The following is a 24834-nucleotide window of genomic DNA, read 5'->3' on the forward strand; positions in this document are numbered from 1 at the left end:
CCTGATGGACCGTTACGTCGTATTCGGTAACCCGATTGGCCACAGCAAGTCGCCGCTGATCCACCGTCTGTTCGCCGAGCAGACGGCTCAGAAACTGGACTACAGCACGTTGCTGGCGCCCCTCGACGATTTTTCCACCTGCGCCCGGACGTTTTTCCTCGAAGGCCGCGGGGCGAATGTGACAGTGCCATTCAAGGAAGAAGCCTATCGTCTGGCGAACAGTCTGACGGCGCGGGCGCAACGCGCCGGTGCGGTGAATACCCTGAGCAAACTCGCTGATGGCGGCCTGCTGGGTGACAACACCGATGGCGCCGGGCTGGTGCGGGACCTGACGGTCAACGCCGGTTTCAGCCTCAAGGGCAAACGCATCCTGCTGCTTGGTGCCGGTGGCGCGGTGCGCGGCGCGCTGGAGCCGCTGCTGGCCGAGCAACCCGCCTCGGTGATCATCGCCAACCGCACGGTGGAAAAAGCCGAACTGTTAGCGGAATTATTCGCGGACCTGGGGCCGGTGTCGGCCAGTGGTTTTGATTGGTTGAAGGAATCGGTGGACCTGATCATCAACGCGACGTCCGCCAGCCTGTCAGGGGATGTACCGCCGATTGCGAGCAGTTTGATCGAGCCGGGCAAAACGGTGTGCTACGACATGATGTATGGCAAGGAGCCGACCTCGTTCTGCCGTTGGGCCAGTGAACATGGCGCGGCGGTGTCGATGGATGGGTTGGGAATGCTCGCTGAACAAGCGGCAGAAGCCTTCTTCCTGTGGCGCGGTGTGCGCCCGGATACGGCGCCGGTGCTGGCCGAGTTGCGTCGGCAGTTGGCCCTTTAAAAGCATCGCGAGCAGGCTCGCTCCCACAGGGGATCACCGAAAACCTGTGGGAGCGAGCCTGCTCGCGATGGCTGCGACACCGATTTAGATCAGTCCTCAAACCGGATCGGGCACTTCTCCGCCCCTTCCAGCTTCCTCAATTCCTCCACCACCTGCGGTCGCGCGCGCCGCAGGGTCAGGCTGCGATCCTGGCGCAATAGCCGCCGCGCTTCCTGGTGCAGCATCTCCACACCTGAATAGTCGATGAAGTTGATCTGCTGCGCTTCGATCACCACGCGCGCGCCGTGCATCCGTTGCAGGCGTACTTGCAGGTAATGGCTGGCGCCGAAAAAGATCGAGCCGCCCACCCGCAGAATGTCTTCATCCCCATCCTGCCAATGCTGCACCCGCGGTTGCGAGGTGCGTTTGAGGTAGAAGAACAGCGAAGCCAGCACCCCGGCGTAGATCGCGGTCTGCAATTCCAGCAGTAGTGTGGCGACGCAGGTCAGCGCCATGACCAGGAATTCGGCGCGGCTGACCCGCAACAACGCGCGAATGCCGCGATGATCCACTAGCCCCCAGGCGATCAACAGAATGCTGCCGGCCATGGCCGGGATCGGAATGTGCGCGATCAAATTCGCGCCGAAGATGGCGAACAGCGCCACCCACATCGCCGAAAAAACCCCGGCCAACGGCGAACAGGCGCCTGCTTCGTAGCTCAGGCCGGAGCGGGTGAAGGAACCGGCTGACAGCGATCCGGAAAAAAACGCTCCGACCATGTTCGATAAACCCTGGGCGCGGACCTCTTGGTTGGCGTCGAGCAACTGCTGGGAGCGGGCCGACAAGGATCGGGCAATCGACAGGCTGGTGACCAGCCCGAGCATGCCCACCGCCACTGCACTGGGTAGCAAACGTAGAATCAGCTCCAGATCCAGCGGCAGCGGGCTGAAAGGCGGCAGCCGCCCGACAAATGCGCTGACCAATTGCACATGGCCGAACATCGATGGCCAAAGCCAGACCAGCAATCCGCTCAGCACCAGGGTGATCAATAGCGTCGGCCAGCGCGGCAGGAGCAATTTGAGGATGACGCCGACGAGGACCGTCGCCAGGCCCAGCATCAGCGACGGTTTGTCCACTTCGCCGAGGTGACTGAAGAGCGTCACCAAGCTGTTCAGCGCTGTGGCCTGGTTGGGTAACTCCAACCCCAGCAGATTCGGCAGTTGACCGATGGCAATCACCACCGCCGCGCCGAGGGTGAAACCCAGCACCACCGAGTGCGAGACGAAATTGACCAAGGCGCCGAAGCGCAGCAAACCGAGCAGCCACTGGAAAATGCCGGCAAGCAGCGTCAGCAACAGGATCAGGGTGACGTAGTCCTCTGACGCCGGAACGGCCAGCGGACTGACGCTGGCGTACAGGACGATAGAAATCGCCGCCGTAGGACCGCAGATCAAGTGCCACGAAGAACCCCAGAGACAGGCGATCAGCACCGGAATAATCGCCGCGTACAGGCCGTATTCAGGTGGGAGGCCGGCGATTAGCGCGTAGGCAATGGATTGCGGCAACGCGAGAATCGCACCGCTGAGGCCGACAATCAGGTCACGACCGACACTGGCGCGGGTTTGCCGGGGCATCCAGGTCAGGAAAGGGAAGAGTGAATGGCGGCTGGGGAAGGCCATGGGTCCTCTCGGGTGGGATTTTGCGCAAGGGTAGCAGGACTAGCCGTTGATCGTTCCCACGCTCCGCGTGAGAATGCATCCCGTGACGCTCCGCGTCACATTACCGAGCGGACGCGGAGCGTCCATTGCGGCATTCCCACGCAGAGCGTGGGAACGATCGGCGGCAGGGATTCAGAGTTTGGCTTTGACGGCCCCCAACGCATCCTTCCCATCCACTGTCTTCACCCCATCCAGCCATTTATCCAGCACCGCCGGATTCGCCTTGATCCAGGCCTTGGCCGCATCAGCGTTGCTGACCTTCTTGTTCACCACCTCGGCCATGATGCTGTTCTCCATTTCCTGGGTGAAACTCAGGTTGGTGAGCAGTTTGCCGACATTCGGGCAGGCCTGTGCATAACCTTTGCGGGTCAGGGTATAAACGCTGCCGGTGTCGCCGAAGTACTTCTCGCCACCTTTGAGGTAATGCATCTTCAGTTGCACGTTCATCGGGTGCGGGGTCCAGCCGAGGAAGGTCACGAACTTCTGTTTTTTCACCGCGCGAGACACTTCGGCCAGCATTGCCTGCTCGCTGGACTCGACCAGTTTCCACTGGCCCATGTCGAAGTCGTTCTTCTTGATGATTTCCTGCAAGGAGATGTTGGCAGGAGCGCCGGAGCCAATGCCGTAGATTTTCTTGTCGAACTTGTCGGCGTATTTGTTCAGGTCGGAAAAATTACGCACACCCGCGTCCCAGACGTAATCCGGGACCGCGAGGGTGAATTCGGTGCCGTCGAGGTTCTTCGCCAGTTGCGTGACATCGCCGGTGGCCACGAATTTGTCGTAGAAACCCTGTTGCGCCGGCATCCAGTTACCGAGAAACACGTCGACCTGGCCATCTTTCAAGCCGCCAAAGGTGATCGGCACTGCAAGCGTGTCGACCTTGGCCTTGTAACCCATGCCGTCCAGCAGAAACCCGGTGATGGCGTTGGTGGCGGCAATGTCGCTCCAGCCAGGGTCGGCCATTTTTACCGTCTCGCAACTCTGCTCGGCATACGCCGATGCACTGCCCAGAGCCAGAAGCCCGACCGTCATTGCTGTGGATAACCTACGCATGGCATTCCCCTTAACATTATTGGTTTTGGCAGGGTTGTGGATAACGTGCTTTACGCTCCAGATCGTCGAGGTCGATGTGGTTGCGCATGTACTGCTGACTGGCGTCCACCAGCGGCTGGTGATCCCAGCTCTTCAACTTGCCGATGGTTAATGCCTCGGCGACAAAACGTCGGCGCCGCTGGCTGGCGAGCACCTGTTGATGGATCGCCGGGATATCCCATTTGGCCCGGGCTTCGGCGAGAAATTCATCGAAAAGCGACTGATGTTGTGGCGATTGGCTGAGTTCTTCCAGTTCGCGCGGATCGTTGTGTACGTCGAAGAGTAGGCAAGGGTCGTCTTCGCTGTAGATGAATTTGTAGTTGCCACGGCGAATCATCATCAGCGGGCTGATGGTGCCTTCAGCCATGTACTCGCCGAAGACCTCGTCGTGACCACCCTGCCCTTGCAGGTGCGAGACCAGCGAGCGGCCATCCAGCGGCAACCCAGGCTCCAGCGACCCACCGGCCAGTTCGACGAAGGTCGGCAACAGATCGGCAGTCGAGACCGCCGCGCTGACCCGGCCAGCCCCGAATTGTCCTGGCGCACTGATCAACAGCGGCACGCGGGCGGCCATTTCGAACCAGTGCATCTTGTACCAGAGCCCACGCTCGCCGAGCATGTCGCCATGGTCGCCGGAGAAGACGATGATGGTGTCCTCGATCAGGCCGGTTTCCTCGAGTGTTTGCAGGAGCTTGCCGACATTACTGTCTATATAGCTGCACGCACCGAAGTACGCACGGCGCGCATCGCGAATCTTATCCACAGGCAGCGGTTTGTCCCACAGGTCGTAAACCTTGAGTAAACGCTGGGAGTGCGGATCCAGTTCAGCCTGCGCCGGGGTTTCGGGCAACGGGATATCGGCATCGTCGTACAGGTCCCAGAAAGCCTTGGGAATGGTGTACGGGTCGTGTGGGTGAGTCATCGAAACGGTCAGGCAAAACGGCTGATCGCCATCCTCGCGGATATGATCGAACAGGTACTGTTGGGCCTTGAACACCACCTCTTCGTCGAAATCCAACTGATTGGTGCGTACGCACGGCCCGGCCTGCAACACCGATGACATATTGTGAAACCAGGTTGGACGCACGTCTGGCTCGTCCCAGTTCACAGACCAACCGTAATCGGCCGGGTAAATGTCGCTGGTCAGGCGTTCTTCATAACCATGCAACTGATCCGGTCCGCAGAAATGCATCTTGCCCGACAGCGCGGTGCGGTAGCCGAGTCGACGCAAGTAGTGGGCATAAGTCGGTACGTCGGCGGGGAAATCGGCCGCGTTGTCGTAGGCGCCGATCTTGCTCGGTAACTGACCGCTGACCAGGGTAAAACGCGACGGCGCGCACAATGGGCTGTTGCAATACGCGGCGTCGAATACCACGCCTTCGGCGGCGAGGCGGCTGAGATTCGGCAGTTTGATGGGCGAAGGGCCGTAGAACGGCAACATTGGCGCGGCCATCTGATCGGCCATGATGAAAAGAATATTCTTGCGCTTCATGTGATCGCGGCATTCCATAGTGAATATTTATGCGAAAGTGCTGCGATCGAGCATGTAGCCCAAGCAATTTGTGGTAAAGCCCATGCACGGCAATGACTAGGATAAGCACAGCTTATGTATGACGCCCTTGGTGATTTGTCTCTGGATTTGCTTCGCGCCTTTGAAGCGGCGGCCCGTCAGCGCAGCTTCACGGCGGCCGCGGTGGAGCTCGGCACCACGCAACCGGCCATCAGCCAGCAGATCAAACGGTTGGAAGAGCAACTCGGGACGCGGCTGTTTGACCGGATCTATCGCGGCATCGAACTGACCGAGGCCGGGACCATCCTGTTTGAGCAGGTTCAGCTCGGATTGCAGAATATCGATGCAGGATTGAGCGCAATCAGCACACAGCACCAACATGAAGTGTTGCAGGTCGCCACCGATTTCGCCTTCGCCGCGTATTGGCTGATGCCGCGCCTGCACCGCTTCCATGCCGCCAATCCTCAGGTGGACGTCAGCCTGGTGACCAGCGAACGCAGCCTTAATATGCTGCGCACCGATATCGATGTGGCGGTGTTGTTTGGGGATGGCCGATTCAAGCAGGGCGAAAGCCATTGGCTGTTCAGCGAAGAAGTGTTTCCGGTGTGCAGCCCGCTGCTGTTAAAGGATCGTCCGCTGCCCTTGCCCTGCCAATCATTGCTCGAGTTCCCGCTGCTGCACCTTCGAGGCGAGAACAGCAGCAACTGGTTCGACTGGAGCGGCGTGTTTCGCGAGTTGGGGATCGCTTCGGCACCTGCGCCCGGGCAATTGCGCTTCGACAATTACACGCTGCTGATCCAGGCCGCGATTGGCGGCCAAGGGGTGGCGATTGGGTGGCGGCACCTTGTGGATAACTTGCTGGCGCAAGGTTTGTTGTGCCGACCGATCGCGGAAACAGTGATCTCCAAACTCGGCTATTACGTGGTCCTGCCCCAGCGGAAACGGCGTGGTGCGCTGATTCAACAGTTCGTGGACTGGCTGATGGCCGAGCAGGCCAGTAGTGCGCAATCGCTCAATGGCTTACCGTTGCCGTCTATTGCTGTATAGCCTCGGTCGCGACAAAGGTCACGTGTTCGCCGACATGCAGGTTCAACCGCAATTCATCGGCAATCCCCACCGCCACCCGGCTCAGCCGTTCAAGCGGCTCGGCGAGGCCCGGCTCCAGGCTGCGGCTGACGTGGCTGAAATGCTCGATGGTCAGCCCTGGCACCCCGCGCGGCGCATTCACCAGCGTCCAGTGCAAGGTGCTGCTTTGCAGGGCCTCGCGGATTTCTTCGGCGGCGTGGCGTTGCAGTCGATCTTCTATCTCCGGATCGTCCAGTGCCTCGAAATCACCGACCAGAAACAGCCGGGCAATCCCTGAGGCCTGCATGCCATCGATCAGAGCGTCCACCGCGAGCACTTGCTCGACCGGGCCGGGCACAATGGATTTTTCCACGTGCTCGCTGCTCATCGGCAATCCGGGTGCATCCAGCAGGCAGATCACCGCAGAACATCCGGCGACGCTCTGCTTGACCCGCTTGGCGTCGAACAAATCACCGGTCTTGGTGCGCAATCCCGGGCGCGGCGCGAGCGCTGTCAGGTCATCAAGAATGGCGATCACTTCATGTTGGCGCCGCAGCATTTCAGCCATTAGCGCACTGCCCAGGCTACTCATGGCACCATAAAGCACTACTTTCACTACGGGGGTTTCGGCATTTTTCATGGCCGTGCTCCGTTCTTCCTATCTTTATGGCGTGTGACCTGTGGGCAACAACGCCGGTTCGACTCGGTTCAGAGGGTTTCAAATGCAGCAGATCAAGGGCTACCACGCCCATGTCTACTTCGACGCCAACACCCTTGCTCAGGCGCGAGCCTTGTGTGAGGAGGCAGCGCAATTGTTTCCAGTGAAGATGGGGCGCGTCCATGAACGCCCGGTGGGCCCGCACCCCGACTGGAGCTGCCAGTTGGCGTTCGAGCCGCAATACATCGGCGACGTGCTGCCCTGGCTTGCGCTCAACCGCAAGGGTTTGGTGGTGTTCCTGCACCCGGACACCGGCGACGATCTGCTCGACCACACTGAGCACGCGATCTGGATGGGCGCGATTCGGCCACTGGATCTGTCTATTTTTTGATCAGTTTACAACTGTTCCTCGGCTTCGCCGGGCAAATGTTCATCCAGGTGCAGCCAGGGCAGTCGGTTGTCAGTCCAGATATGCCTTTGGGCGGGTGCGTGCTCGGGATGATCGAGGGTGGCGATGGTCACGTCGATGCTGTCCGGGCTCAGGTCGGTGACCAGCGCCAGCTGCGCCCCACAGTTGCCGCAGAAATACCGCACGCAGGTTGTTGAAGAGTCGTACTGCGCTGGCGTTCCTTTCACCCATTCAAAGGCTGACGCAGGTACGGTGATCCAAGTGGTCACGATCCCGCCGCTGACCCGCCGACAAATCGAACAATGACAATGGGCGATGTCGCGCAAAGGCCCGCTGAATTGATAGCGCAGATGTCCGCAGTGGCAGCCGCCCGTATGAACTTCGCCCATGTTTTGTCCTCCTGCCCCGTATTCAGGGACTTTGAACCCGCCCGACGACCGGTTGCACATCTGGTCAATGCTTTCATCCGCGAAAGCTGGGTGAAAGCTTCCCCGATTAGGATCGCCCCCACTACCGGCAACAGACCGGTCGGCCAATGCCAGTGTTTTATCGCTCGCACAGCCCATTTAACAACAACAATGGTGATCCTGATGTCCTTTGCAACCCGCCACTTCGCTGTCACTCCACCCATACGCCTTGTGCTTCCCGTTCTGCGCTGACCCACCCGGTTCGCCCATTCCCTAGCCGCGCTATGCCTGGAGTATTCCCATGCTGACTTTCCTTGGCTTTGCCATGGTCATCACGTTCATGTTCCTGATCATGACCAAGCGCCTGTCCGCGCTGATCGCTCTGATCATCATCCCGATCCTGTTCGCTCTGTTCGGTGGTTTTGCGCCGAAGATCGGCCCGATGATGCTCGAAGGCATCACCAAGCTCGCACCGACCGGTGTGATGCTGATGTTCGCCATTCTGTACTTCGCCCTGATGATCGATTCCGGCCTGTTCGACCCGGCCGTGCGCAAGATCCTCAAACTGGTCAAGGGCGACCCGTTGAAAGTTTCGGTCGGCACCGCCGTACTGGCGCTCGTCGTCTCCCTCGATGGGGACGGCGCGACCACTTATATGATCTGCGTGGCCGCCATGCTGCCGCTCTACGCCCGTATCGGCATGAGCCCGCGGATCATGGCCGGCTTGATCATCCTCGCCGGTGGCGTGATGAACATGACGCCCTGGGGCGGCCCGACCGCTCGTGCGGCCAGTGCGCTGCACGTGGACCCGTCCGACATCTTCGTACCGATGATTCCGGCGATGGCTTTCGGGGTGCTGGCCATCCTCGTGATTGCCTACTTCTATGGCAAGCGTGAACGTGCGCGCCTGGGTGAGCTGCACTTGGTGGGCGAGGAAATCGATCACAGTGAAATCAGCGTTTCGCAATTCCCGGATGCCCGTCGTCCGAAGTTGATCTGGTTCAACGGCGCCCTGACCCTGGCCCTGATGTGCACCCTGGTCGCCGGTCTGTTGCCGCTGCCGGTGCTGTTCATGGTGGCGTTCAGTATCGCGATGATCGTCAACTACCCGTGCCTGCAACAGCAGAAGGACCGCGTCGCGGCCCACGCCGGTAGCGTGCTGGCGGTGGTCGGCTTGATCTTCGCGGCCGGTATCTTCACCGGTATCCTGACGGGCACCGGCATGGTCGATGCGATGTCGAAAAGCCTGTTGGCGGTCATCCCGGACTTTCTCGGCCCGTACCTGGCGGTGATCACTGCACTGGTGAGCATGCCGTTCACGTTCTTCATGTCGAATGATGCATTTTATTACGGCGTGTTACCGGTACTTGCGGAAGCCGCCAGCCATTACGGTATAACCGCGGTTGAAATGGCACGTGCCTCGATCGTCGGTCAGCCCGTCCACTTGCTGAGCCCGCTGGTACCATCGACCTACCTGTTGGTGGCCCTGGCCGGTATCGACTTCGGTGATCACCAGCGTTTCACCCTGAAGTGGGCAGTACTGGTTTGCATGTGCATACTGGTCGCCGCCTTGCTGATGGGGATTTTTCCGCTGTTCAGCACTCTATAAGCCCAAGACTCACCATGACGGGTCCAGGCTTTGTTGTTTGAAGCCTGGGCCCTTCGTGGTTTAACACTCGCACAAAGGAATACACATGGAATGGCTGACCAACCCTGAAATCTGGGTTGCCTTCTTTACCCTGACCGCCCTGGAAATCGTCCTGGGTATCGATAACATCATCATGATTTCGATCCTGGTCAGCCGCATGCCCAAGCACATGCAACAGCGCACCCGGATTTTCGGCCTGGCACTGGCCATGATCACGCGGATCCTGTTGCTGCTGTCGATCACCTGGGTCATGCGCCTTACCGCCGACTTGTTCGAAGTGTTCGGCCAGGGGATTTCCGGGCGTGACCTGATCCTGTTCTTCGGTGGCCTGTTCCTGCTGTGGAAGAGCTCGCAAGAGATGTACCACGCGCTGGAAGGTGAAGACGAAACCAATGAGGAGCCGGGCGGCAAAGGCGGCAACTTCCTCTACACCATCATTCAGATCGCAATCATCGACATCGTGTTTTCGCTGGACTCGGTCATCACCGCTGTTGGCATGGTGTCCCACGTACCGGTCATGGTCGCGGCGATCATCGTGGCCGTGCTGGTGATGATGTGGGCTTCCGGCACCATCAGTGCGTTCATCGACAAGCACCCGTCGCTGAAGATGCTGGCGCTGTCGTTCCTGTTGATTGTCGGTACTGTGCTGATTGCTGAATCCCTCGACGTTCACGTACCAAAAGGCTACGTCTACTTCGCCATGGCGTTCTCGCTGGCGGTGGAAGCGATCAACATCAAGATGCGCACCGCCATGGCGAGAAAGCGCAAACAGCAGGATCCGGTGAAGCTGCGCAAGGACATTCCGGGGCAGTAACCCGAATGCCATGTGATGACAAAGGGACCTTCGGGTCCCTTTTTCATATCTGCATCAAGCTGTTTTCATGACAGTTTTGTTTCAATCGCTTCTTTAGCTGTGCGATGCTGGCGCGCAGACCGTTAGCCAACTACAGCTTAAGTACAGAACGTAGAAGAACACGCCGCACCGTCAACTTGCCCCTTTGGGGCGCTACCACCACAGGGGGTCTATATGCTCACCCTGCTCAATTTGTTATCCGCCGTGGCCTTGTTGATTTGGGGCACGCATATCGTCCGAACCGGCATTCTGCGGGTCTACGGCTCCAACCTGCGCCATGTGATTGGGCGGAACATGTCCAAGCGCTGGCTGGCGTTCATCTCGGGGATCGTCGTGACAGCGATGGTCCAGAGCAGCAACGCCACCGCCATGCTCGTCACTTCCTTTGTCGGTCAGGGCCTGATGGCGCTGACCCCGGCCCTGGCGACCATGCTCGGGGCCGACGTCGGTACCGCGCTGATGGCGCGGGTGCTGACCCTGGACCTGTCATGGCTGTCGCCGCTACTGATCTTTCTCGGGGTGATTTTCTTCCTGTCGCGCAAACAGACCCGGGCAGGACAGATGGGCCGGGTGAGTATCGGCCTGGGGCTGATCATCCTGGCGCTGCAGCTGATCGTCGAGGCTGCCGCGCCGATCACCCAGGCCCAAGGCGTGAAGGTGATTTTCGCTTCGCTCACCGGCGACATCTTGCTCGATGCCCTGGTCGGCGCGCTGTTTGCGATGGTTTCCTACTCCAGCCTCGCCGCCGTCCTGCTGACCGCGACCCTGGCCGGTGCTGCGGTGATCAGTCTGCCCGTGGCCATCGGTCTGGTGATCGGCGCCAACATCGGCAGCGGTATCCTTGCCTTCCTCAGCACCAGCATGCAGAACGCCGCCGGCCGCCAGGTGGCGTTGGGCAGCCTGCTCTACAAACTGATCGGCCTGTTGCTGATCATTCCGGTGCTTGAACCGTTGGTGCACTGGATCGACAGCCTGGACTTCAGCCCTCAGGAAATGGTCATTGGCTTTCACCTGCTCTACAACACCACGCGTTGCCTGATCTTGCTGCCCAGCGTCGGACCGATGGCCAAATTCTGTGCGTGGGTGCTGCCGGAGCGCCCGCAAATCAACGGTACTGCCAAACCGCGGCATCTTGATCCAACAGCGCTGGTTACGCCCAGCCTGGCACTGGCCAATGCCGCCCGGGAAACCCTGCGCATCGGCGACCTGATCGACAACATGCTCGAAGCCATGCTCGACGTGCTGCACGGCAAACAAACCGCCGTGACCCAGGAAATGCGGCGCCTGACCGATGATGTGGAATCGCTCTACGGTGCGATCAAACTGTATCTGGCGCAAATGCCCCGCGAAGACCTCAGCGAGCAGGACAGCCGGCGTTGGGCGGAAATCATCGAGCTGGCGATCAACCTTAAACTCGCCAGCGACCTCATCGAACGCATGCTGCGCAAGGTTCAGCAGCAGAAAACCTCGCAGCGTCGGTCTTTTTCCGAGGCTGGCCTGGAAGAGTTGGCGGGGCTGCACAGTCAATTGATATCCAACCTGCGCCTGGGGTTGTCGGTGTTCCTTAGTGCCGATAAGGAAAGTGCCCGCCAGTTATTGCGTGAGAAACGGCGCTTTCGCGCACAGGAACGGCGCCTGGCCCATGCTCACGTCAGCCGACTGCAACGTAAGATCATGCAGAGTATCGAGACCAGCTCGTTGCACCTTGAGTTGATTGCCGACATGAAACGTCTGAATTCGCTGTTTTGCAGCAGCGCCTATGTGGTGCTGGAAACTTCCGACACCGGAGCCCTGGCGGTCGACGATTTGGCTGACATCACACATTCACCTTGAACGTCTGGCAGAGTGGTCAGTCAGTAACATTGATTCAGCATTAAGGCCGCCATCGCGAGAAGGCTCGCTTCCACAGGTGATCTGAGTCGGACACACTTTCCGATTTCACCGGAGATCCACTGTGGGAGCGAGCCTGCTCGCGATGGCGGCCTGGCTGACGACACGGATCTCCGATGGGTTGCCTGGAAGCTTGTTATGCGTTGTCTGTTGTTCGCTTGTCTGTTGCTTGGCTCATTCCCTTCATTTGCCCTGGATCGCTTTCAGGTCGAGGGCTACACGCTGCCCAACGGCCTGCAGTTGCTGCTCAAGCCCGGTACCGAGCGCGGGCATGTGGCGATTCGTCTGGTGGTCGGCGTCGGCATCGATGATTTCAGTTGCGCCGAAAAGGCGCTGCCGCACCTGCTTGAGCACTTGCTGTTCAGCGGCATCGACGCCACGGGCGAAGGCGGGCTGGAAGAGCGCATGCAGGCCCTGGGTGGAGAGTGGAACGCTTACACCAGCAATGCCGATACGACGTTCGTCATCGAAGCCCCGGCGAAAAACCAGCGCAAGGTCCTCGACCTGCTGCTGGCGCTGCTGACCCAGACCCGAATCGACGACAACGCCATCAACGCCGCCAAACAAGTGGTCGAGCGTGAAGACGGCGGCCATTACACGCACCTGCAACGCTGGCTGGATCGCCAGGATCTTGGCCACACGGCGAGTAATCAGCTGGCGGTGGAACTGGGCCTCAAATGCCCCGAGCGGCCTGAGGTCGATCACCTGAGCCGCGATCAGCTGGAAAAGGTGCGCGAGGCCTGGTACGCGCCCAACAACATGACCCTGATCGTCGTCGGCGACCTTGAGCGGTTGCTGCCGGCCTATCTGGAGCGGTCTTATGGCGCGCTTGAAGCGGTCGATCCGACTGATCACCTGCCCCTGCCGGCGATCCAGGCCAGTGCTGCCCATGAACGCACCCTGAGTCGCGGTCTGGTTGGCGGCAGTGCCAAGTTGCATTGGCTGGTGCCAGAGCCGGTGCTGGAAGATCAGCACGACCAAACCTTCGACTTGCTCAAGGATTATCTGGACTGGGCGCTCTACCGCCAATTGCGCCTGGCCCATGGCCTGTCCTACGGGCCTTCGGCCGAGCGCGAGGTGTTTGGCGGTGTGGGCTTCATGAGCCTGAACGCGGACCTTGAGCGCGACGACGTGCCCCAAGCCAAACGGGTGCTGGATGATTTGAAGGCCGGGTTGCTCAGGGACGGTCTGAATGCCGACACTTTCAACCGCATCAAGCAGGCCGCCATCGCCCGCCAGGCCTGGGCCGTGCAAGGCAACAGCGCGCTGGCCGATTATTACTGGAGTGCCCTTGGGGACTATGAGAATGGCCGCTTCGCCAACCCGGCCAAGGAACTCCAAGGGGTGACGCTGGAAGAAGCAAACAAGGCCATGCGTGAATTGCTGATGCAGCCGGGCTACCTGCGCATCGAACAGCCGTTGATCAGTGATGATCAGTTTGTGTGGATGATTGCCGGGGTGCTCGGTTTGCTTGTACTCAGTCTGTTGGCTTGGCGCGTCCATCGCCGAAAGTGAGTATTCCCTGTGGCGAGGGAGCTTGCTCCCGCTCGGCTGCGCAGCAGTCGTAAATCGGCATCCTAGACCGGCCTGAAAATACGCGTCGATTAGTTTTGGGGGCGTTTCGCACCCCAGCGGGAGCAAGCTCCCTCGCCACAATGCTGTATGGGGCAATCGGACGTAGCCCCTCGCCACGCCGCCCTCTCGGCGGTTACCCTGTCGAGGATTTTTCCCACGACTATTGTGAACCGCCGAATGCCTAATCTGACCCTATACGTCCAGCGCATCCTGGAGCTGATGAAGCGCTACCCGGGGGCCATTGCGCTCGGTGGGTTCATTTCAGGGGTCGGCAGCTTCATGCTGGTGGATCGCCAACAGGGGCTGGCGACCTGGATCACCACCATCATGCTGGTCAGCTGGGTCTGGCTGATGCTGGAAAACAGCCTCACCAAGCTGTTCGCCAGGGTCTTCAAGCGCGAAATACCCCAGCCATTGCTGCGTTATGCAACGCAGATGATCCATCAGGAAAGCCTGTTCTTCGTCCTGCCGTTCTTTTTGATCACCACCACCTGGAACAGCGGCCAGTTGTTCTTCACTGGATTACTGAGCATGGCGGCGCTGATTTCGATCATCGACCCGCTCTACTACAAATGGCTGGCACCGCGCCGCTGGGCGTTCCTGGCGCTGCACACCCTGACCCTGTTCGCGGCCCTGCTGACCGCCCTGCCCGTCATTTTGCACCTCACCACCGCCCAGAGCTTCAAGCTGGCGCTGGGCATTGCCATGTTGCTGTCGTTCCCGAGCCTGGCCTCGATCTTCCCGATTCGCACGGTGCGCAATGCGTTGGCGATTCTCAGCATCACCGTCGGCATCGGCGCCGCCGGTTGGGTGCTGCGCTCCTGGGTTCCGCCGGCGACCCTGTGGATGACCGATGTGGCGATCAGCACCCAAATGCAGGACCGCACCCCCGGCAAGAGCCTGGAAGAAGTCAGCGCCGAGCAGATTCGCGGGGGTGGGCTGTACGCGTACACCGCGATCAACGCCCCGCGAGGTCTGGCCGAACGGATTTATCACGTCTGGATGTTCAACGGTAAAGAAGTCGACCGTATCCCTCTGGATATCAATGGAGGGCGCAAGGAAGGCTATCGCGCCTGGACCCACAAGCAGAACTTCCCCGGCAACCCCGCAGGCAAATGGCAGGTCCGGGTGCTGACCGAGGACGGTCAGTTGATTGGCGTGCTGCGCTTCAAGGTCAAGGACAGCACACCCATCAAAGAAAAGTAACGCGGTTCGTGCTATTAGTCAGATCTGCGTAATAGCCGAACAAGCACGGAGCTTATGACTAGCAGCACATTGCCTGGCAGTGCCCGACTGGACACCTCGCAAAGCCCTGCCCTATTGCGGGTCACGGGTGACTGGACGCTCGCCCATTACACCGATCTCAGCCGCCTGAGCGAAAAGCTCCGCGGCCAATACGACAACAACACCCACATCGACCTCAACGGCCTCGGCGCGCTCGACACCGCTGGCGCATCGCTGCTGGTGGAGTTGCTGGGTTCCGAGCGTTTGGGTCGATCCGCCGAGCATCCCGATTGCACACTGTCCTCGGCTGACCGCGCGTTGTTGCAGACCGTCTATTGCTCGCTGACCGACTTCTGCGTGCCGATCAAGGAACCGGAAATCAACGTCGGCATTCAACTGCTGACCCGCATCGGCCGCGCGGTCGACGCGGTCTGGCAGGACACTCTGCAACTGCTGGGTTTTGTCGGCCTGATTCTGGAAACTATCGCTCGCGGCCTGTTTCGCCCCAAACGCTGGCGCCTGACGCCGATGGTCGCGCACATCGAACAGACCGGCCTCGACGCCGCCCCCATCGTCGCCCTGCTGACCTTTCTGGTGGGCGCGGTGGTGGCGTTTCTCGGGGCGACGGTGTTGGCGAGTTTCGGCGCGAGTATTTTTACCGTAGACCTGGTGGCGTTCTCCTTCCTGCGCGAATTCGGGGTGTTGCTGACCGCGATCCTGATGGCCGGCCGCACCGCCAGTGCCTTCACCGCGCAGATCGGATCGATGAAAGCCAACGAAGAAATCGACGCTATCCGCACCCTGGGCCTCGACCCGATGGAGCTGCTGGTGGTGCCGCGCGTGTTGGCCCTGCTGATCGCGCTGCCGATGCTGACCTTTCTGGCGATGTTGTCGGGGATCATCGGCGGCGGCGTAGTCTGCGCGCTGTCGCTGGATATCTCACCGGCGATGTTCCTGTCATTGCTGCAAACCGACATCGGTGTTCAGCACTTTCTGGTGGGGATGGTCAAAGCGCCGATCTTCGCGTTTCTGATCGCCGCCATCGGCTGTCTTGAAGGCTTCAAGGTCAGCGGTAGTGCCGAGTCCGTCGGCGGGCACACCACGTCGAGCGTGGTCCAGTCCATTTTCGTGGTGATCGTGCTCGACGCCGTGGCTGCGCTGTTTTTCATGGAGATGGGCTGGTGAGTCGTCTAACCCGAGCGCCCTCCGAGGCGGTGATCGAAGTCCGTGGTCTGTGTAATCGCTTCGGCCGTCAGAGCGTGCACGAGAACCTCGATCTGGATTTGCACAAGGGCGAAATCCTGGCGGTGGTCGGCGGGTCCGGCAGCGGCAAGTCAGTGCTGTTGCGCAGCATCGTCGGCTTGCGCCAGCCCAGCGAAGGGATGGTGAAAGTCTTCGGCAAAAACCTGCCGACGCTGCCTGAACACGAACGCTCGATGGTCGAACGACGCTTTGGCGTGCTGTTCCAGAAAGGCGCCCTGTTCTCTTCGCTGACCGTGACCGAGAACGTCGCCCTGCCCCTGATCGAGCACGCCGGTTTGAGCCGAGAGGACGCCGAGCACCTGGCGGCAGTGAAAATGGCCTTGGCCGGTCTGCCGCTGTCGGCGGCCGACAAGTACCCCGCTTCGCTGTCCGGCGGCATGATCAAGCGTGCGGCACTGGCCCGCGCGCTGGCGCTGGACCCGGACATCCTGTTTCTCGACGAACCCACTGCCGGCCTCGATCCGATTGGCGCGGCTGCGTTCGATCAATTGATCCTGACCCTGCGCGATGCGTTGGGCCTGAGTGTGTTTCTGGTGACCCACGACCTCGACACGCTCTACACCATCACCGACCGCGTGGCGGTGCTGGCGCAGAAGAAAGTACTGGTGGCGGACGCCATCGACAAGGTCTCGGAAACCGACGATCCGTGGATTCACGAATACTTCCATGGCCCTCGCGGCCGCGCGGCGCTGACGGCCGCTCAACAGCTCAAGGAGGTCTGACATGGAAACCCGAGCTCATCATGTATTGATTGGCCTGTTCACCGTGATTGTGGTGGCGGGCGCCCTGCTCTTCGGCTTGTGGCTGGCCAAGTCCAGCGTCGACACCGAATTCAAGGATTACGAAGTCGTCTTCAACGAGGCCGTCAGCGGCCTGTCCAAGGGCAGCGCCGTGCAGTACAGCGGGATCAAGGTCGGTGACGTGGTGACCTTGCGTCTGGACCCGAAAGACCCGCGCCGGGTGCTGGCGCGGATCCGCCTGGGCGGCGATACACCGATCAAGGAAGACACCCAGGCCATATTGGCGCTGACCGGGATCACCGGCACTTCGATAATCCAGCTCAGCGGTGGTACGCCGCAAAGTCCGACGCTCAAGGGCAAGGACGGTAACTTGCCGACGATCATTGCATCGCCCTCGCCCATCGCCCGTTTGCTCAATGACAGCGGCGACCTCGTGGCTGGCGTGAACATGCTGCTGCACAACGCCAATCAGGTGTTTTCTTCGCAGAACGTCGAGCGCATCAGCAAGACCCTTGAGCATCTTGAACAAACCACCGGCACCATCGCCGACCAGCGCGGCGATATTCGCCAGGCGATGCAGCAACTGGCCTCGGTCGGCAAGCAGGCCGGCGCCATGCTGGAGCAGACGTCGGCGCTGATGCGCAACGCCAATGGCATGCTCAACGATCAAGGCAAGCAGATGTTCGGCAGTGCCGAGCAGGCAATGAAGTCGCTGGAACAGAGCAGCGCGACCATCAACACATTGCTCACGACCAATCAGGACTCGATCAACAGCGGCATGCAAGGCCTCAATGGCCTGGCCCCGGCGGTGCGTGAACTGCGCGACACCCTGACGTCGTTGCGGGCTATTTCCCAGCGTCTGGAAGCCAACCCCGCCGGTTATTTGCTGGGCAATGACAAGGACAAGGAGTTCACGCCATGAAACTGCTTCACCTCACCCTCCTCGCCAGCTTCATGGTGCTCAGCGCCTGCTCGATCCTGCCCAAGTCCGAGCCGTCCGATGTCTATCGGTTGCCTTCGGCCCAGGGCAGCGCATCGGCCAGTCACGGGACGCCGCAGCGCTGGTCATTGCGCCTGTCCAAGCCGCAGACCAGCGAAGCCTTGAACAGCTCGAGGATCGCCGTGATCCCTCAAGGTGACCTGATCAGCAGCTACAAGGCCTCACGCTGGAGCGACCCGGCACCGGTGTTACTGCGCAATCGTCTGTTGGATGGTTTCCAGCGTGATGGTCGGGTGACATTGCTGAGCACCGATGACAGCAATTTCCAGGCGGATCTTGAACTGGGCGGTAGCCTGCAGGCATTTCAGACTGAATACCAAGGAACGCATGCGAATGTCGTCGTGCGACTGGATGCGTTGCTGGTGCGCGGTTATGACCAGCGAATCCTCGCCAGCCGACGCTTCGAAGTGCGCCAGCCGTTGAGCGATGCTCAGGTACCGGCGGTGGTGGCCGGGTTTGGCCAGGCCAGTGACCAGTTGACGGCGCAGGTGGTGAGCTGGGCGGTGGAGCAAGGACAGAAAGTTGCGCCGCCCGCCAGAAACGCCGCGAATCCCTTGTAGCAGCTGGCGCAGCCTGCGTTCGGCTGCGAAGCAGTCGTCAATCCGTTATCCCGCATCTATCAGGTGGATCGCGGTGTCTGGTTTTGCGACTGCTTCGCAGCCGAACGCAGGCTGCGCCAGCTGCTACAGGTTTTGTGGTTAGCCGAAGAACCAGTAGCAGACGCCGATCGCGCCGAGAACGCCGGCAAGCTCCGCCAGCAATGCGCACCCCACCGCATGCCGCGCCCGCTGGATCCCCACCGCGCCGAAGTACACCGCCAATACATAGAACGTCGTTTCAGTACTGCCCTGAATCGTCGCCGCCACCAGCGCCGGGAAGCTGTCCACGCCAGAGGTTTTCATGGTTTCGATCAGCATCGCCCGGGCGGCACTGCCGGAAAATGGCTTGACCATGGCGGTCGGCAGCGCATCGACGAAGCGCGTGTCCCAACCGGCCCATTCCACCAGGTGCCGAATCCCGTCCAGGCCAAAGTCCAGCGCTCCGGATGCCCGCAGCACGCCGACGGCGCACAGCATCGCCACCAGATACGGCAGCAGGTTCTTGGCCACGTCGAAGCCTTCTTTGGCGCCTTCGACGAACGCTTCGTAGACCTTCACTTTGCGTAGCGCGCCGATCACCAGAAACACCATGATCAGCCCGAACAACGTCACGTTGCCGAGGATCGATGACAGGCCGGCCAGAGCGGTCGCTGACAGCGTCGCCAGCAGCGCCATGAACGCACCGAGGGCCAAGGCGCCGGGAATCAGGTAGGCGAGCACCACCGGGTCCCACAGGCGCAGGCGCTGCATGAACGCCACCGACAGCAGGCCGACCAATGTCGAGCAACTGGTGGCGAGCAGGATTGGCAGGAACACCAGGGTCGGATCGGGCGCACCTTGCTGGGCGCGGTACATGAAGATCGTCACCGGCAGCAGGGTCAGGGAGGAGGCGTTGAGCACCAGGAACAGAATCTGCGCGTTGCTGGCGATGGTGTCGCTGGGGTTGAGCTCTTGCAGCGCCTTCATGGCTTTGAGGCCGATTGGCGTGGCGGCATTGTCCAGGCCCAGGCCGTTGGCGGCGAAGTTCAGCGTGATCAGGCCGATGGCCGGGTGCCCGGCCGGCACTCCCGGCATCAGCCGCAGGAACAACGGGCCCAACGCTTTGGCCAGCCACTCGACGATCCCGGCCTTCTCGGCAATCCGCAGAAAGCCCAGCCAGAGCGTCAGGGTGCCGAACAACAGGACCATGACTTCGACCGACAACTTGGCCATGGCAAAAATGCTTTCCACCATCGCCGCGAAGATCCCGGCGTTACCGCCGATCAGCCATTGCGCCAGCGCCGAAACGGCAGCCACGATGAAGAAGCTTAGCCACAGGCCATTGAGCATCAGTTAAATCCCCCGAAGAATGCGGCGAATGATAGCGGGGTAGCCAGAAACGACAAACCCCGGATTTCTCCGGGGTTTGTTTTGGCTCTTGTGGGAGCGACTGTGGCGAGGGGGCTTGCCCCCGTTGGGCCGCGCAGCGGACCCGGATTTGCGAGCGCTGCGGACTCGAACGGGGGCAAGCCCCCTCGCCACACAAGCCTCGCTCCTACAAGGGCAACGCATCAGCCCTTGGAAACTTCACCCACTGGCAATTTTTCCTTGCTGCGCCAGTGCGGCAAGGAGTTCCAGTAGCGCTGGCCCTTGGCATCGTCGTACATGCCTTCCCAGCGTGCGATGACCAGCACGGCCAAGGCATTACCGATCACGTTCAGCGCGGTACGGGCCATGTCCATGATGCGGTCGACACCGGCGATGAACGCCAGGCCTTCCAGCGGAATACCCACGCTGCCCAAGGTGGCCAGCAGCACCACAAAGGACACACCCGGAACGCCGGCGATGCCTTTGGAGGTGACCATCAGGGTCAATACCAGCAGCAATTGCTGGCTGATCGACAGGTCGATGCCGTAGAGCTGGGCAATGAAGATGGCCGCAATGCTCTGGTACAGGGTCGAACCGTCGAGGTTGAACGAGTAGCCGGTCGGTACCACGAAGCTGCAAATGGCTTTCGGCGCGCCGTAGGCTTCCATTTTCTCGATCACGCGCGGCAGCACGGTTTCGGAACTGGCGGTGGAGTAGGCCAGCACCAGCTCATCCTTGAAGATGCGCATCAGCTTGAGCACCGAGAAGCCGAACAGGCGAGCGATCAGGCCCAGCACCACGAAGGCGAAGAAGGCGATGGCGACGTAAACCAGGATCACCAGTTTGGCCAGCGGAATCAAAGAGGCGAAGCCGAAGTTGGCCACGGTCACCGCGATCAGTGCGAACACGCCGATCGGGGCGTAGTTCATGATCATGTGGGTGACTTTGAACATGCTTTCCGACACGCCCTGGAACATCTTCACCAGCGGCTCGCGCAGGTCCGATTGCAGGCTCGACAGACCGAGGCCGAACAATACGGAGAAGAAGATGATCGGCAGCATTTCGCCGCGGGCCATGGCCGCGAAGATGTTCGACGGGATCAGGTTGAGGATGGTCTGGATGAACGCATGTTCATGCTGAACCTCGGCGGCAGTGGCCTGGTACTTGGAAATATCCACGGTACCCAGGGTGCTCATGTCGATGCCGGTGCCCGGATGGAACACGTTGGCCAGCACCAGACCGACCACGATGGCAATGGTGGTGACGATCTCGAAGTAAATGATGGTCTTCAGACCGATACGCCCGAGCTTTTTCGCGTCGCCGACGCCTGCAATACCGACGATCAGTGAAGAGATCACGATCGGGATCACAATCATCTTGATCAGACGGATAAAGATATCGCCTGCTGGTTGCAGGACGTTGCTGATCCACCAGGCTTTTTCGGCACTGAAATGGTTGAGCAGCGCACCGATTGCAATCCCCAATACCAGACCGATGAGGATCTGCCAGGCGAGGCTAAGCTTTGCCTTCTTCATATCTTTACCCTTACTTGCGTTTGACTCAGGCAGATGCAAGAACTGGAACGCTTGTGGCGAAAAAGTCTTGTGCATCTACCCCCGTATAAGGTGCCCCGGAGCGCTTGTTATCGGCTCTCTGGCAGGCGAAAAAAGGCGCAACTATTCAGATGCAAGGAAGCGACGTCTAATGCCGTAAACGCCTACCCTATGCCGAATCGGCATGAGCTTTTTCAACTGAAACTCGCGTCCCAACCGGTTCGAATACGACATTTCGGCAGGCATAAGTGCCGTGAACCGGCCATCGCAGAGGAGGTTGGTTGTTTTTTGATCAAGGGAATGAGGACTGAAACTTGGGAAAAAGCCTACGTTCTAGGGCGAAAACTCTCGGCCTTTGAGTGGCAGTTTTCTCGATATACGGTCACCAACGAAACACGGCGAAATGGTTTTGCGAGGAATTAGCGAAGAGGGCGCGGAGGAGGCGAGCAGAACGCTCTAGGACAACACTTTGCGCTGATGAAGCTCTTCGCAAGCCCGTCGATCCACGAGGGGACCGACGAACTTGCGTCGCAGCTTCTGCCTGATCCGGCCCTTTTGCGCAGGCACTCCCTGTACCCGTAGGTCACTCCGCCCCTGCAACAGGCAGAACGTCCCGGCCCCCTGATCATGCGCCTACCCTCCTCGGGTAGCGCAGTGGAAGAAGCCATGCTGCTTCTTTCATGTTACGAATTCAGTACCAGTTCGGATCTTTCTTCAGTTGTTCCATCAACAAGTCCTGCATGCCCTGGTCTGGCTTTCCAAGAAAGCGGTAGTCGGCATGCCGCGTGGGCGACTTGTCGGCCGGCAGTCCCGCAGGCACTTCGACCAGCATGGCGTAGGCTTCCTTCTTGTCGAAGCTGACGGCGACGATCAAGCGCTTGTTGAGGCACGTCGACTGCAATTCGCACAACGGCCCAACCAGATACTTTTCACCATCTTCTTCAACGGCATTCATTTGCTCGGCGTCGCCGGACAGGTTCATGACCCATTCCCGCAAGCGTTCTTCCTTCTTCACCACGCCTTGCCAGGTTTCGCGGTACTGCGGGTCTGCCGTCAGCAACTCATTGACCCGCGCCTGGCCGTCATTGGCCGCTGTTGCCATGGCACTACCGCCCAGAAGCAGGGCGGCTGCCAGTGTCTTTAACAAAACGCTCATATTCACCCTCGACCGCGACGGCCAAAGAAGAAGGAAGCAATGAACATCACCAGGAACACGACAAAGAGAATCTTGGCGATACCCGTGGCGGTGCCCGCGATACCACCGAAGCCCAGTACTGCAGCGATGATGGCAATGATCAAGAATGTGATTGCCCAGCTCAACATGGTGATTCTCCTTACACTTCTATTAGAGGTGTTGCTTGTGGTGCGTTTCCCGGCGCATCGAGCGCGCCAAGTTCATGTATTTAGAACACCCAACGTTCCTGGTGAGGCATCTCATCCGCAGGCTGAGCCTGGTCGACGTCCATCATTCGCATTGGGGGGCTGTCAGCCTGGTTGCTGCTGGCCGCACTGAAATGGGTTTGGGTCGGTTGTTGAAACGACAAGCGTGGCGCTTCTTGCTGTTGGTTCTGCTCCCAACGCTGAAACTGCTGGCCGGCGATCAAGGTGATCAGTAGCGCCAGAACAGCAAACAGACCTTGCTGGATATGCAGTGGCGAGATACGCAACTGGGCGGCACGTTGGCGACTCATCCTGAAGCTCCTCCCACTCTGTGGTGATTTTGTTAGGGGCGACATCTTGAAGGCCCCGGGTAATCAGAGTGTTGCAGGCGCCATGCCAGCTTTTTGAGATAAAAAAATCCAATTAAATCAATTAGTTATCAGTGGTGTGGAAAACGTGGCGGACGCATCCTGCACGATGGCCCTTTGGAAGTCGTGCGTAATGCACGATGGGCTGTGTAGGAACTTTCAACATTTTTGAATTGCGAGGGGGACATGGATGTCACAAGGGGACACCGGCAATCGCCTGCGAACCGGCTATCTGATAAAAAAACAACAAAATCAGGCGATTAGCCGTAGGGTGAGGGGAAAGCTACGCTGCTGTGGCTGAAATCGACCAGAATCAACCATGCAACTTGCCCGATTATTCCGGGACTAACCAAGATTATTCATTAAGGAGCGTAGGAAAATGGAGTCAGCCACTGAGCATCAAGGCCGCATTCTGCTGGTGGACGATGAGTCCGCCATCCTGCGTACGTTTCGTTATTGCCTCGAAGATGAAGGCTACAGCGTCGCTACCGCCAACAGCGCCGCTCAGGCTGATGCACTGCTTCAGCGTCAAGTGTTCGACCTGTGTTTCCTCGATCTGCGCCTGGGGGAAGACAACGGCCTTGATGTGCTGGCTCAAATGCGCATTCAGGCGCCCTGGATGAGAGTAGTGATCGTCACCGCTCACTCGGCCGTGGACACGGCGGTCGATGCCATTCAGGCCGGGGCCGCTGACTATCTGGTCAAGCCTTGCAGCCCCGACCAATTACGCCTGGCCACCGCCAAGCAACTGGAAGTGCGGCAACTGTCGGCACGCCTGGAAGCTCTTGAAGGCGAAGTGCGCAAACCCAAGGATGGCCTGGACTCTCACAGCCCGGCGATGAAAGTCGTGCTCGAAACCGCCCGCCAGGTGGCCAACACCGATGCCAACATTTTGATTCTCGGCGAGTCTGGCACCGGTAAAGGCGAGCTGTCCCAGGCCATTCACGGCTGGAGCAAGCGCTCGAAGAAATCCTGCATCACGATCAACTGCCCGTCCCTGACCGCCGAACTCATGGAAAGCGAGCTCTTCGGCCACAGTCGTGGCGCGTTCACCGGGGCCAGCGAAAGTACTCTGGGGCGGGTCAACCAGGCCGACGGGGGAACGCTGTTTCTTGACGAGATCGGCGATTTTCCATTGGTTTTGCAACCAAAACTGTTGCGTTTTATCCAGGATAAAGAATACGAACGGGTGGGCGACCCCATCACCCGCCGCGCCGATGTGCGCATCCTCGCGGCCACTAACCAGAACCTCGAAGACATGGTCCGCGACGGCCGTTTCCGTGAAGATTTGCTCTACCGCCTGAACGTCATCACCTTGCACCTGCCGCCACTGCGCGAGCGCAGGGAGGATATCCTGAATCTGGCCGATCGCTTTCTGGCCCGTTTCGTCAAGGAATACGCACGCCCGGCTCGGGGTTTCAGCGATGACGCCCGTGAAGCGCTGCTCGGTTACCGCTGGCCGGGGAATATTCGCGAACTGCGCAACGTTGTGGAGCGGGCAAGCATCATTTGCCCACAGGAACGGGTCGAGATCACTCACTTGGGCATGGCTGAAACCCCGGTGAACAACGCGCCTCGCATCGGCGCTGCGCTGAGCCTGGATGAATTGGAAAAAGCCCACATCGGAGCGGTCCTCGCCACGGCAGATACGCTGGACCAGGCCGCCAAGACCCTGGGTATCGATGCCTCGACGCTGTACCGAAAACGCAAGCAGTACAACTTGTGAGCTG

Annotated in this window: 23 protein-coding genes; 13 read left to right on the forward strand and 10 right to left on the reverse strand. The window is 59.9% G+C overall.

Translation table 11 applies throughout. The annotated features are described in order from the left end of the window. The first annotated feature begins 4 nt into the window (after positions 1-4). Complete coding sequence (gene aroE, locus ACQ4OB_RS11940; protein ID WP_076029166.1) at positions 5-826, forward strand: shikimate dehydrogenase; 822 nt, start codon at positions 5-7, stop codon at positions 824-826. Between the two features lie 89 nt (positions 827-915). On the opposite strand, the gene ACQ4OB_RS11945 is transcribed toward aroE, so the two are convergent. From ACQ4OB_RS11945 to betC, 3 genes are all read right to left on the reverse strand, one after another. Beyond that, on the reverse strand, positions 916-2484 hold the full coding sequence (locus ACQ4OB_RS11945) for a SulP family inorganic anion transporter (protein ID WP_430955737.1): 1569 nt from the start codon (positions 2482-2484) through the stop codon (positions 916-918). Between the two features lie 171 nt (positions 2485-2655). Beyond that, entirely contained in the window at positions 2656-3576 is a 921-nt protein-coding gene (choX, locus tag ACQ4OB_RS11950; RefSeq protein WP_076029164.1) for a choline ABC transporter substrate-binding protein, read from the reverse strand. Between the two features lie 16 nt (positions 3577-3592). Further along, complete coding sequence (betC, locus tag ACQ4OB_RS11955) at positions 3593-5107, reverse strand: choline-sulfatase (protein ID WP_074872250.1); 1515 nt, start codon at positions 5105-5107, stop codon at positions 3593-3595. A gap of 114 nt (positions 5108-5221) precedes the next feature. On the opposite strand from betC, the gene ACQ4OB_RS11960 reads away from it, so the two are divergent. Next, positions 5222-6172: a choline sulfate utilization transcriptional regulator gene (locus ACQ4OB_RS11960; protein WP_074872252.1), complete on the forward strand. Its 951-nt coding sequence runs from the start codon at positions 5222-5224 to the stop codon at positions 6170-6172. On the opposite strand, the gene ACQ4OB_RS11965 is transcribed toward ACQ4OB_RS11960, so the two are convergent. Beyond that, positions 6159-6830: an NAD(P)-dependent oxidoreductase gene (locus tag ACQ4OB_RS11965; RefSeq protein WP_074872254.1), complete on the reverse strand. Its 672-nt coding sequence runs from the start codon at positions 6828-6830 to the stop codon at positions 6159-6161. The two genes, ACQ4OB_RS11960 and ACQ4OB_RS11965, sit on opposite strands and share 14 nt — an antisense overlap. Before the next feature lie 82 nt (positions 6831-6912). On the opposite strand from ACQ4OB_RS11965, the gene ACQ4OB_RS11970 reads away from it, so the two are divergent. Continuing rightward, complete coding sequence (locus ACQ4OB_RS11970) at positions 6913-7239, forward strand: DOPA 4,5-dioxygenase family protein (RefSeq protein WP_074872256.1); 327 nt, start codon at positions 6913-6915, stop codon at positions 7237-7239. Positions 7240-7244: 5 nt separating this feature from the next. Here ACQ4OB_RS11970 and ACQ4OB_RS11975 read toward each other — a convergent pair whose 3' ends face one another. Next, positions 7245-7646: a GFA family protein gene (locus ACQ4OB_RS11975; RefSeq protein ID WP_074872258.1), complete on the reverse strand. Its 402-nt coding sequence runs from the start codon at positions 7644-7646 to the stop codon at positions 7245-7247. A gap of 319 nt (positions 7647-7965) precedes the next feature. Here ACQ4OB_RS11975 and ACQ4OB_RS11980 point away from each other — a divergent pair, with 319 nt between their 5' ends. From ACQ4OB_RS11980 to ACQ4OB_RS12020, 9 genes are all read left to right on the forward strand, one after another. After that, complete coding sequence (locus ACQ4OB_RS11980; protein WP_074872260.1) at positions 7966-9273, forward strand: CitMHS family transporter; 1308 nt, start codon at positions 7966-7968, stop codon at positions 9271-9273. 85 nt (positions 9274-9358) lie between these two features. Continuing rightward, complete coding sequence (locus ACQ4OB_RS11985; protein ID WP_074872261.1) at positions 9359-10126, forward strand: TerC family protein; 768 nt, start codon at positions 9359-9361, stop codon at positions 10124-10126. Between the two features lie 213 nt (positions 10127-10339). Continuing rightward, positions 10340-11998 carry a Na/Pi cotransporter family protein gene (locus ACQ4OB_RS11990; RefSeq protein ID WP_074872263.1) on the forward strand — a complete coding sequence of 553 codons (1659 nt, stop codon included), beginning with the start codon at positions 10340-10342 and terminating at the stop codon, positions 11996-11998. A gap of 195 nt (positions 11999-12193) precedes the next feature. After that, positions 12194-13570 (forward strand): M16 family metallopeptidase, encoded by a 1377-nt coding sequence (locus ACQ4OB_RS11995; protein ID WP_430955738.1) that lies wholly within the window; start codon positions 12194-12196, stop codon positions 13568-13570. Between the two features lie 237 nt (positions 13571-13807). Then, positions 13808-14836: a DUF5924 family protein gene (locus ACQ4OB_RS12000; RefSeq protein WP_074872266.1), complete on the forward strand. Its 1029-nt coding sequence runs from the start codon at positions 13808-13810 to the stop codon at positions 14834-14836. A 54-nt stretch (positions 14837-14890) separates the two neighbouring features. Then, the gene (locus ACQ4OB_RS12005; protein WP_430955739.1) at positions 14891-16039 is read left to right on the forward strand and encodes an MlaE family lipid ABC transporter permease subunit; all 1149 of its coding nucleotides are present in this window, start codon (positions 14891-14893) and stop codon (positions 16037-16039) included. After that, on the forward strand, positions 16036-16839 hold the full coding sequence (locus ACQ4OB_RS12010; RefSeq protein WP_074872269.1) for an ABC transporter ATP-binding protein: 804 nt from the start codon (positions 16036-16038) through the stop codon (positions 16837-16839). The genes ACQ4OB_RS12005 and ACQ4OB_RS12010 overlap by 4 nt, the downstream gene beginning before the upstream one ends. A 1-nt stretch (position 16840) precedes the next feature. Next, positions 16841-17779 carry an MlaD family protein gene (locus ACQ4OB_RS12015; RefSeq protein ID WP_102615788.1) on the forward strand — a complete coding sequence of 313 codons (939 nt, stop codon included), beginning with the start codon at positions 16841-16843 and terminating at the stop codon, positions 17777-17779. Continuing rightward, positions 17776-18417: an ABC-type transport auxiliary lipoprotein family protein gene (locus ACQ4OB_RS12020; protein ID WP_074872273.1), complete on the forward strand. Its 642-nt coding sequence runs from the start codon at positions 17776-17778 to the stop codon at positions 18415-18417. Before ACQ4OB_RS12015 ends, ACQ4OB_RS12020 begins: the two co-directional genes overlap by 4 nt. 138 nt (positions 18418-18555) lie before the next feature. On the opposite strand, the gene ACQ4OB_RS12025 is transcribed toward ACQ4OB_RS12020, so the two are convergent. The 5 genes from ACQ4OB_RS12025 to ACQ4OB_RS12045 form a co-directional block, all read right to left on the reverse strand. After that, positions 18556-19785 (reverse strand): nucleoside recognition domain-containing protein, encoded by a 1230-nt coding sequence (locus ACQ4OB_RS12025; RefSeq protein WP_074872274.1) that lies wholly within the window; start codon positions 19783-19785, stop codon positions 18556-18558. A gap of 221 nt (positions 19786-20006) precedes the next feature. Further along, positions 20007-21338 (reverse strand): glutamate/aspartate:proton symporter GltP, encoded by a 1332-nt coding sequence (gltP, locus tag ACQ4OB_RS12030; protein ID WP_074872276.1) that lies wholly within the window; start codon positions 21336-21338, stop codon positions 20007-20009. A gap of 709 nt (positions 21339-22047) precedes the next feature. Beyond that, positions 22048-22512, reverse strand: a complete 465-nt coding sequence (locus tag ACQ4OB_RS12035; RefSeq protein WP_430955740.1) for an inhibitor of vertebrate lysozyme family protein — start codon at positions 22510-22512, stop codon at positions 22048-22050. 2 nt (positions 22513-22514) lie between these two features. Further along, positions 22515-22679 carry a DUF1328 domain-containing protein gene (locus ACQ4OB_RS12040; RefSeq protein ID WP_003177151.1) on the reverse strand — a complete coding sequence of 55 codons (165 nt, stop codon included), beginning with the start codon at positions 22677-22679 and terminating at the stop codon, positions 22515-22517. 80 nt (positions 22680-22759) lie between these two features. Further along, entirely contained in the window at positions 22760-23047 is a 288-nt protein-coding gene (locus ACQ4OB_RS12045; RefSeq protein ID WP_074872280.1) for a hypothetical protein, read from the reverse strand. 436 nt (positions 23048-23483) lie between these two features. Between ACQ4OB_RS12045 and algB the strand changes: the two genes are divergently transcribed. After that, positions 23484-24830 carry a sigma-54-dependent response regulator transcription factor AlgB gene (gene algB / locus ACQ4OB_RS12050; protein ID WP_074872282.1) on the forward strand — a complete coding sequence of 449 codons (1347 nt, stop codon included), beginning with the start codon at positions 23484-23486 and terminating at the stop codon, positions 24828-24830. Positions 24831-24834 lie beyond the last annotated feature (4 nt).

The sequence above is a fragment of the Pseudomonas sp. ES4 genome (assembly GCF_050586665.1).
GTDB lineage: Bacteria > Pseudomonadota > Gammaproteobacteria > Pseudomonadales > Pseudomonadaceae > Aquipseudomonas > Aquipseudomonas frederiksbergensis.

Bases quoted from the DNA above. Each gene is read 5' to 3' on its own strand.
- ACQ4OB_RS12015 (WP_102615788.1), top strand. From the start codon at position 16,841: ATGGAAACCCGAGCTCATCATGTATTGATTGGCCTGTTCACCGTGATT.
- ACQ4OB_RS12005 (WP_430955739.1), top strand. From the start codon at position 14,891: ATGACTAGCAGCACATTGCCTGGCAGTGCCCGACTGGACACCTCGCAA.
- ACQ4OB_RS12025 (WP_074872274.1), bottom strand. From the start codon at position 19,785: ATGCTCAATGGCCTGTGGCTAAGCTTCTTCATCGTGGCTGCCGTTTCG.
- choX (WP_076029164.1), bottom strand. From the start codon at position 3,576: ATGCGTAGGTTATCCACAGCAATGACGGTCGGGCTTCTGGCTCTGGGC.
- ACQ4OB_RS11980 (WP_074872260.1), top strand. From the start codon at position 7,966: ATGCTGACTTTCCTTGGCTTTGCCATGGTCATCACGTTCATGTTCCTG.
- ACQ4OB_RS12035 (WP_430955740.1), bottom strand. From the start codon at position 22,512: ATGAGCGTTTTGTTAAAGACACTGGCAGCCGCCCTGCTTCTGGGCGGT.
- ACQ4OB_RS11985 (WP_074872261.1), top strand. From the start codon at position 9,359: ATGGAATGGCTGACCAACCCTGAAATCTGGGTTGCCTTCTTTACCCTG.
- ACQ4OB_RS11990 (WP_074872263.1), top strand. From the start codon at position 10,340: ATGCTCACCCTGCTCAATTTGTTATCCGCCGTGGCCTTGTTGATTTGG.
- ACQ4OB_RS11970 (WP_074872256.1), top strand. From the start codon at position 6,913: ATGCAGCAGATCAAGGGCTACCACGCCCATGTCTACTTCGACGCCAAC.
- ACQ4OB_RS12045 (WP_074872280.1), bottom strand. From the start codon at position 23,047: ATGAGTCGCCAACGTGCCGCCCAGTTGCGTATCTCGCCACTGCATATC.
- ACQ4OB_RS12020 (WP_074872273.1), top strand. From the start codon at position 17,776: ATGAAACTGCTTCACCTCACCCTCCTCGCCAGCTTCATGGTGCTCAGC.
- ACQ4OB_RS12040 (WP_003177151.1), bottom strand. From the start codon at position 22,679: ATGTTGAGCTGGGCAATCACATTCTTGATCATTGCCATCATCGCTGCA.
- aroE (WP_076029166.1), top strand. From the start codon at position 5: ATGGACCGTTACGTCGTATTCGGTAACCCGATTGGCCACAGCAAGTCG.
- ACQ4OB_RS11960 (WP_074872252.1), top strand. From the start codon at position 5,222: ATGTATGACGCCCTTGGTGATTTGTCTCTGGATTTGCTTCGCGCCTTT.
- betC (WP_074872250.1), bottom strand. From the start codon at position 5,107: ATGAAGCGCAAGAATATTCTTTTCATCATGGCCGATCAGATGGCCGCG.
- ACQ4OB_RS11965 (WP_074872254.1), bottom strand. From the start codon at position 6,830: ATGAAAAATGCCGAAACCCCCGTAGTGAAAGTAGTGCTTTATGGTGCC.
- ACQ4OB_RS11995 (WP_430955738.1), top strand. From the start codon at position 12,194: ATGCGTTGTCTGTTGTTCGCTTGTCTGTTGCTTGGCTCATTCCCTTCA.
- ACQ4OB_RS11945 (WP_430955737.1), bottom strand. From the start codon at position 2,484: ATGGCCTTCCCCAGCCGCCATTCACTCTTCCCTTTCCTGACCTGGATG.
- ACQ4OB_RS11975 (WP_074872258.1), bottom strand. From the start codon at position 7,646: ATGGGCGAAGTTCATACGGGCGGCTGCCACTGCGGACATCTGCGCTAT.
- gltP (WP_074872276.1), bottom strand. From the start codon at position 21,338: ATGAAGAAGGCAAAGCTTAGCCTCGCCTGGCAGATCCTCATCGGTCTG.
- ACQ4OB_RS12000 (WP_074872266.1), top strand. From the start codon at position 13,808: ATGCCTAATCTGACCCTATACGTCCAGCGCATCCTGGAGCTGATGAAG.
- algB (WP_074872282.1), top strand. From the start codon at position 23,484: ATGGAGTCAGCCACTGAGCATCAAGGCCGCATTCTGCTGGTGGACGAT.